The 6,453-nt window shown below is 67.4% G+C and carries 5 protein-coding genes; 2 read left to right on the forward strand and 3 right to left on the reverse strand.

The features are described from left to right. Window positions 1–599: 599 nt before the first annotated feature. Both JZY06_RS12425 and JZY06_RS04930 read left to right on the forward strand, forming a co-directional pair. Window positions 600–1,247 (forward strand): ABC transporter ATP-binding protein, encoded by a 648-nt coding sequence (locus tag JZY06_RS12425; protein ID WP_207118762.1) that lies wholly within the window; start codon window positions 600–602, stop codon window positions 1,245–1,247. Continuing rightward, window positions 1,244–2,044, forward strand: coding sequence for an ABC transporter permease (locus JZY06_RS04930; RefSeq protein WP_207118764.1), 801 nt, complete (start codon window positions 1,244–1,246; stop codon window positions 2,042–2,044). Before JZY06_RS12425 ends, JZY06_RS04930 begins: the two co-directional genes overlap by 4 nt. Window positions 2,045–2,736: 692 nt before the next feature. Here the strand turns inward: JZY06_RS04930 and JZY06_RS04935 are convergent. From JZY06_RS04935 to JZY06_RS04945, 3 genes are read right to left on the reverse strand one after another with little or no spacing between them, the layout of a single operon-like run. After that, window positions 2,737–4,140 (reverse strand): ATP-binding cassette domain-containing protein, encoded by a 1,404-nt coding sequence (locus JZY06_RS04935; RefSeq protein WP_242516654.1) that lies wholly within the window; start codon window positions 4,138–4,140, stop codon window positions 2,737–2,739. Then, window positions 4,137–5,210, reverse strand: a complete 1,074-nt coding sequence (locus tag JZY06_RS04940) for a FecCD family ABC transporter permease (RefSeq protein ID WP_207118766.1) — start codon at window positions 5,208–5,210, stop codon at window positions 4,137–4,139. Before JZY06_RS04940 ends, JZY06_RS04935 begins: the two co-directional genes overlap by 4 nt. Next, window positions 5,207–6,181, reverse strand: coding sequence for an iron chelate uptake ABC transporter family permease subunit (locus JZY06_RS04945; protein WP_207118768.1), 975 nt, complete (start codon window positions 6,179–6,181; stop codon window positions 5,207–5,209). The genes JZY06_RS04940 and JZY06_RS04945 overlap by 4 nt, the downstream gene beginning before the upstream one ends. Between the last annotated feature and the right edge of the window lie 272 nt (window positions 6,182–6,453).

A 6,453-nucleotide genomic window follows, 5' to 3' on the forward strand; every position in this document is an offset into this window, starting at 1 on the left:
TGGCCTGTGGCCGCGGCACACCCGGGACAGGCGGCAGTGTGATGGCAGCATCCACAACCCGGTGCGGTGGTGCCGTGCGCATTGTGGATAACCGGGCGTTGACGCTGGGGATAAAGCTGTGGAAAAACCTCGCCCCACCTACCCGGGGGAGGCTGCCGGCGGTGGTGCGGGAGCTGTCGCGGGTGCAGCGGGCGGGAGAATCATCGGCGGGGGTGGTGAGACAACACTCTTTCCTGTGGGGTGGAAGATTATTCCCGCAGGCAGTGGAATTTGTTAAAGCCTGTGGGAAATGTTTGCGCAGGTGGCTTGGGCGGGGGTGGCCAGGGGGCGGTATCGGTGGATCGGGCCACCTGGCACACATGCCGTGTGCCCGCGGTGTGGACTGTGGGGGTGGGGTGTGGATAACCGGTGGCCGTGCCGTGGAATCCGGCCGGTGCCGCTGTCCCGGCCGACAGGCCGGGGCCGAAAAAATTGACCGCCCGGAGGGCAAGGTCAGCAGGGCGCCCGGCTACGCTGGGGGCACCAATACAGTGGCCCTGCGATACCTGCTCGGGCGGGGCAGAAAACGGCGCAACAACACACTGAGGATTTCAACCGTGGTGACCGACGAGCTTTTCCGCCTCCGCGACGTTGTCGTCGGCGGGATCATCGATATCAGTGATCTGGTGATCACCGCCGGGGTGAGTTGTGTCACCGGTGGTTCCGGGGCCGGGAAGACCACCATGGTGAAACTGCTCAACGGGATGGTCACCCCTGACCGTGGCACCGTCAGCTACCGGGGAACCGATCTTGCCGCCACCGATATTGTCCGGCTGCGCCGGACAGTGGTGATGCTGGGGCAGCACCCGGTGGTGTTCGCCGGAACCATCGCCGACAATGTGCGTATCGGGTGCCGCTGGGCGGGGCACCCTGTTCCCGATGACGGGCAGGTCGGGCAGCTGCTGTGCAGTCTCGGGCTGAAAGTGAATCCGGCCGATGATCCCGGGGGGTTATCCGGCGGGGAAATCCAGCGCCTGTGCCTGGCACGGGTGCTGGCCATGAACCCGGAGGTGCTGATAGCCGACGAACCCTCCGCCGCCCTGGACGGGTCCTCGGAACAGCTGGTGGCCGGTGCCATCAATCGGTGGCGGCGGGCCACCGGCGCTTCGGTGGTGGTGGTGACCCATTCACCGGCGCTGGTGGAGATGCTGGGTGGGACGACCATCCGGATGGCGGCGGGCACCGTCGTCGGAGAGGATGCGCCATGACTGATGTGGCGGTGCTGTCGCTGTGGCAGCTGGCGGCAGCCTACCTTTTTGTGCTGATCCTTGTGGTGGTGGTCCGGGTGAAAAAACTCGGGCGGGAAAAAGAGATTGTTCTCGCCACTTCACGCATGACCCTGCAGCTGGTGGCGGTGGGCTATCTGCTGGTGTATCTCATCGGCCACCCGTCGCCGTGGCTGACGCTGCTGATTGTGGCCGTGATGGAGGTTTTCGCGGTGCACACCATCAGCAGGCAGACCGCCACTAATTCGGTTGGTCTGACAACAGCCGTGGCCGTTGCGATGGTCGGTGGCACGGGGTGCTGCCTGGCCTGGTTTGTGGTGATGGTGGTGGCCGTTGACCCGTGGTATGAGCCGCGGCATGTCATTCCGCTGGCCGGGATGCTGATCGGAAACTCCATGACCGGGATCACCCTGGGGGTCAACCAGCTGGTCAACGGGATGGCCGATCACCGCCGCGATATCGAGGCCGCACTCATGTTGGGGGCGGTGGCCGAGGATGCCTGCAAACAGGTGCGGGACCGGTCTTTTGACGCGGCGATTATCCCCACCGTCAACTCGATGCTGGGCATGGGGATTGTGTTTTTGCCGGGCATGATGACCGGCCAGATTCTCTCCGGGACCGATCCGCGGCTGGCGGTGGCCTACCAAATTGCCATTGTCCTGGGCATTGCCGGATCCGTGGCGTTGACCGTGGTGATTTTCAACCGGATCGCCTACCGGAGTTTTTTCACCGACCGGGTCCAGCTTGTGCCGTCGCAGAAAGTGACGGCTGCCCCGTGAAACGTTTCCGCGATCTGCCCTACCGCAGTTTCTCTGCCCCGGCTGTGGTGGGCCTGCCCGGGTCACCGCGGACGGGCGCGACGGCATCGCGCGGCTGGTCTGCCGCGGCTGCTGGCTGGTGACAACCACCGGTCTGTCACAGGTGCGGGTCGATGCCTGCGGGAAGTGCCCCGGCTGCGGCAGTTACCGGCGGCACAGTCTCACCGGCCAGACACATCTGCACCGGTATGCCACCGTCAGTTTCGACTGTCCGTCCTGCGGCTGCAGGATGGCGGGCACGGTGACGGCGGTGCCCACCGGGCGGCAGGTGTGGGGGGTATCACCCGGGACCGGCTGCCGCCTGCACTATCTGACCACTGTGCGCGGGCATGTGGTGTGGGCGGTCAACGCCGAACACCTGGACTATCTGATCGACTACATCAGTGCGGGTTTGCGGGAAAAACCCGATGGGATCAGGCATAAAACCGCCTCCCACACGCTGCCGCGGTTTATGACCGCCGCGCGGAACCGCACCGCGGTTGTCACGGCGTTGCGGCGGCTGCGCTCCCAGCAACCGCTTTCCGGGGGTGCGGTAACAGACGTCTGTTATCTTCCGGGCCTGTATCCTCCGCCTTTGTCATGGCGTCCCTCGGGGAGGATATTTCTTGGGGGTGGTGCGGCAGAGCGGAAGGCGGCGCAGGCCGGTGCGTTTTCTACCGGGTGTCCGTGGCGCTGCCGTCACCGGTGCGGTCACTGTCGGGGTTCTCGGGTTCTGTTTGTCTGGTGCCGGTTTCCCCCGCGGTGTCATCGGCTGTGCCGGTGTCTGTGCGGTGGGTCAGCTCATCAACCCAGGCCTGGGCTTTGATGGCTTCTTCCCGGGCGGTGCGTGCCCGGGTGTCGGCTTTGTCGCGCAGTTCCTTGGCTTCCGCCAGTTCCGCCTGCAGTCGGGCGGTGTGCCCGTCGGCGTCGGCGGCGTCGTTCCGGGCGGTGTCGGCTTTGGCCGCCAATTCGGCCCGGTTGGGGGCGTCTGCGGGTATTTCTTCGAGTTCGGCGTCGAATTTCGCGGCTTTGGCATGCAGCTGGCGTGCTTTGGCGGAGGCTTTTTTCACCTTTTCGCCCAATGCCTCCAGCTCGGTTTCCCGGGCCTGTTTCGCATCCTGTGCCCGGCTTGCTTCCTTCGCGGCGAGTTTGGCTTCTTCGGCGGCTTCGGCTTCCTCGTAGGCGCGGGTGGCCCGCTTCAACCGTTCGCTTTGCTCTTCGCCGCTGTCCTTCCGGGCTTTTTCCGCGGCGTCGGCCCGGGCCTGCAGCCGGTCGCGGATGTGTTTCGGGGCGGTGGTGACAATCATCGGCCCGCCGGTGGCCGGGTCGGCGACCACACTGGCGGTGAGATGAAACGTGTCGGTGAGGATCTCCGGGGTGATCACCTCGGCCGGATCCCCTTCGGCGACCAGCCGGCCGTTACCGATGATGACCAGATGGTCGGCGTAGCGCAGCGCCAGGTTGATGTCGGGGATCGACAGCACAATGGTTTTGCCTGCTTCCCGGGTCAGCCGGTGCATCAGGTCAAGAATCTCTATCTGGTGGGACAGATCGCAGTGGGTGGTCGGCTCGTCGAAGACCATGATCCCGGAGTCCTGGGCCAGCACCATCGATATCCACACCCGGCGTTTCTGGTTGCCGGACAGGGTGTCGAGATCTTTGCCGACAAACGCCCCCGCCCCGGTCAGGTTCAGCGCCCGGGCGACTTTTTCTTCGTCGTCGCTGGTCCACTGTTTCAGCCAGCGCTGCCGGGGATGCCGGCCGCGGGCGACAAGATCCGCAACCGCCAGGCCTTCCGGCGCGGTGGGGTACTGCGGCAGGAAAGCCAGCTTGCGGGCCAACTCCCGGCTGCTGAACCGCTCAATGGACACCCCGTCGACCACCACTGACCCCGAGGTGATCGGCAGCAGCCCGCTGATGGCCTTGAACAGGGTGGATTTCCCGGCGCCGTTGGGCCCCAGCACACAGGTGATGCGCTCGGCGGGGACATTGACGTGCATGTCCCTGATGACGGTGCGGTGGCCGTAGCCGACGGTGAGGCTGCGGACTTTCATGCGGTTGGCGGGCCTGACGCTCATGCCGTGGTCCTCTGGTTGGTGCGGATGAGAAAAACAATGAACACACAGCCGCCGACCAGGCCGGTGACCAGGCCGACCGGCGGGCTGCCGGGGATGAGACGGGCCACCAGATCGGCGGCCACCAGCAGCGCCCCGCCGGTGGCGGCCGATGGGGCCAGCGGCGCGGTGGCGGTGTTCGACAGCCGCAGCGCCAGCTGCGGGGCGGCGAAAGCGATGAACATGATCGGCCCGGCGGCGGTGACCGCCACCGCGCACAGGGCCAGCGCAATAACCGTCAGAATGATCCAGGTGCCCCGCACATGCACCCCCAGGCCGTTGGCGGTGGCTTCCCCCAGGGTGATTGCTTTCAGGCGGAACGACAGTGCCAAAAGCACCACCACCGCCACGGCAGTGGCCATGATCACCGGGGTCACCGACTGCCAGGTGCTGCGGGACAAAGAACCGAACATGAAGGTGTGGGCGATGCGGGTGGAGTCGGCGCCGGCCCCCACCAGCACCCAGCGCACCACCGCCTGCATCAGCAGGGTGACACACAGTCCCACACACACCAGCCGGAAGATGTCGAGGCGTTTTTTGCGTGCCAGCCACAGCACAACGGAACCGGCGGCCAGGCACCCGAAAAAACAGGCGGCGGGAACCCCGAACAGGGTGCCCCATCCGCTGCGGCCGACAGCCGAGCCGCCGACTGACGCCACAGTCACGGCGGTGGCCGCCCCGGTTGCGGTGATCCCCAGCACATCGGGGCTGGCCAATGGTTTTCTGGTCAACGACTGGGTGATCGCCCCGGCCAGCGCCAGGGCGGCCCCGACACACAGCGCCCCGATGGAGCGTGGCAGCAGGTAATCGATGACCAGCTGCCGTTGCGCCGCGTCACCCCCGCCGGCCAGGATCGCGATCACCCGGCCGGATGACAGCTGCTGGTCGCCGGTGCCGGCGGCGGCAACGGCCATGACGGCTGCGGCGGCCAGCATGAGCACGGTGACCACGATCGGCTGCGGCCGCCAGACGGTGACCAGCGGACCGGCAACCACACGCGGCCTGCCGGGCACGGATGTTGCCGACACTGTCATGGTGTGACCTGCTTTCGTCCGATTACCAGTGCCAGCGCCAGCGGCGCCCCGGCGAGCACCAGCACCATGGCCGCCGGATAGTCGACGGGATGGGTGATCATCCGTCCCGCGGTATCGGCGGCCAGCCCCAGGCCCGCCCCGCCGAGCGCCGCCAGCGGCACCAGCCACCGGTGGTCGTGGCCGACAAACCGGTACAGCGGATACGCCACCAGCAGACCACCGAAAATCACCGGCCCCGCCGCGGCGGTGGCGATACCGGTCAACACGGCCGCCAGCCCCAGGCCCACCACCCGTGCGGCAGTGACATTGATGCCGCGCTGGGCCGCCACATCATGTCCGGCCGCGATGGCGTTGAGTTGTCTGGCCGACAGTGCCGCAGCCAGGATCACCACCAGCGTTACGGCGGCGATGGTGGCCGCGTCCTGCCGGGTGTAGGCGCCGCTGGGGCGGGCCTGCCAGGCGGAGATCACCACCGACGGCTCATGGCGGGCGACCGCCACCAGTCCGGTGGCCGCCGCCGACACCAGCGCCACCCCCAGCCCGCCGACCACCAGGGACAGCGGATGATACGAGTTGGCCCCCAGCGACATCAGCCACACCACACCCAGCAGGGCCACGCCCGCCGCGGCCGCGGCCACCCCCATCGCCGCGGGCACCGGAAGCACCCCGCACCAGGCGGCGGTGACCGCCACCGCGCAGCCGGCGGCGGGACTGGTTCCCACCAGCCCCGGGTCGGCGAGAATATTTCCGGTGTGGCAGCTCATAAGCAGCCCGGCCACGCCGAGCGCCGCCCCGGCGGCCGCCGCCACCACGGTGCGCGGCAGCGTGTAGGCGGCCACCGCCGACGGGCCGGATCCCTGTGTTCCGGCCACCACGGACGAAAGGTTGGCCACCGCATCGGCCCCGGAGACCGTCAGCGACGACACCACTGCGGCCGCGGCCGCGGCGCACAGCAGGATCAGTGCCGCCACGAGCGGGCGGCGGCCGGGACGGGGCCGACTGCCACCGGCGAGCGCCGCCGGGGGGCCGGCACTGGTGCGTCGGCTGCCGCGTGCCGTGCGGCTGGACCGGGAAAAGCTCATGGGTTCGCCCCGCAGAAAATATTCGGTGGGAAAACGTGACAAAAAAATTCACGCGGAAAAAAGAAGGAAACAACACCAACCGGGAGCGGGGCGCAGCACCAACACCAGCTGTCGCCGCACCCGCCGGTTAACCACTCACCTTAGACCCGCCGGCCCGCCGG

The sequence above is a fragment of the Corynebacterium mendelii genome, from assembly GCF_017307055.1.
GTDB classification, from domain to species: domain Bacteria; phylum Actinomycetota; class Actinomycetes; order Mycobacteriales; family Mycobacteriaceae; genus Corynebacterium; species Corynebacterium mendelii.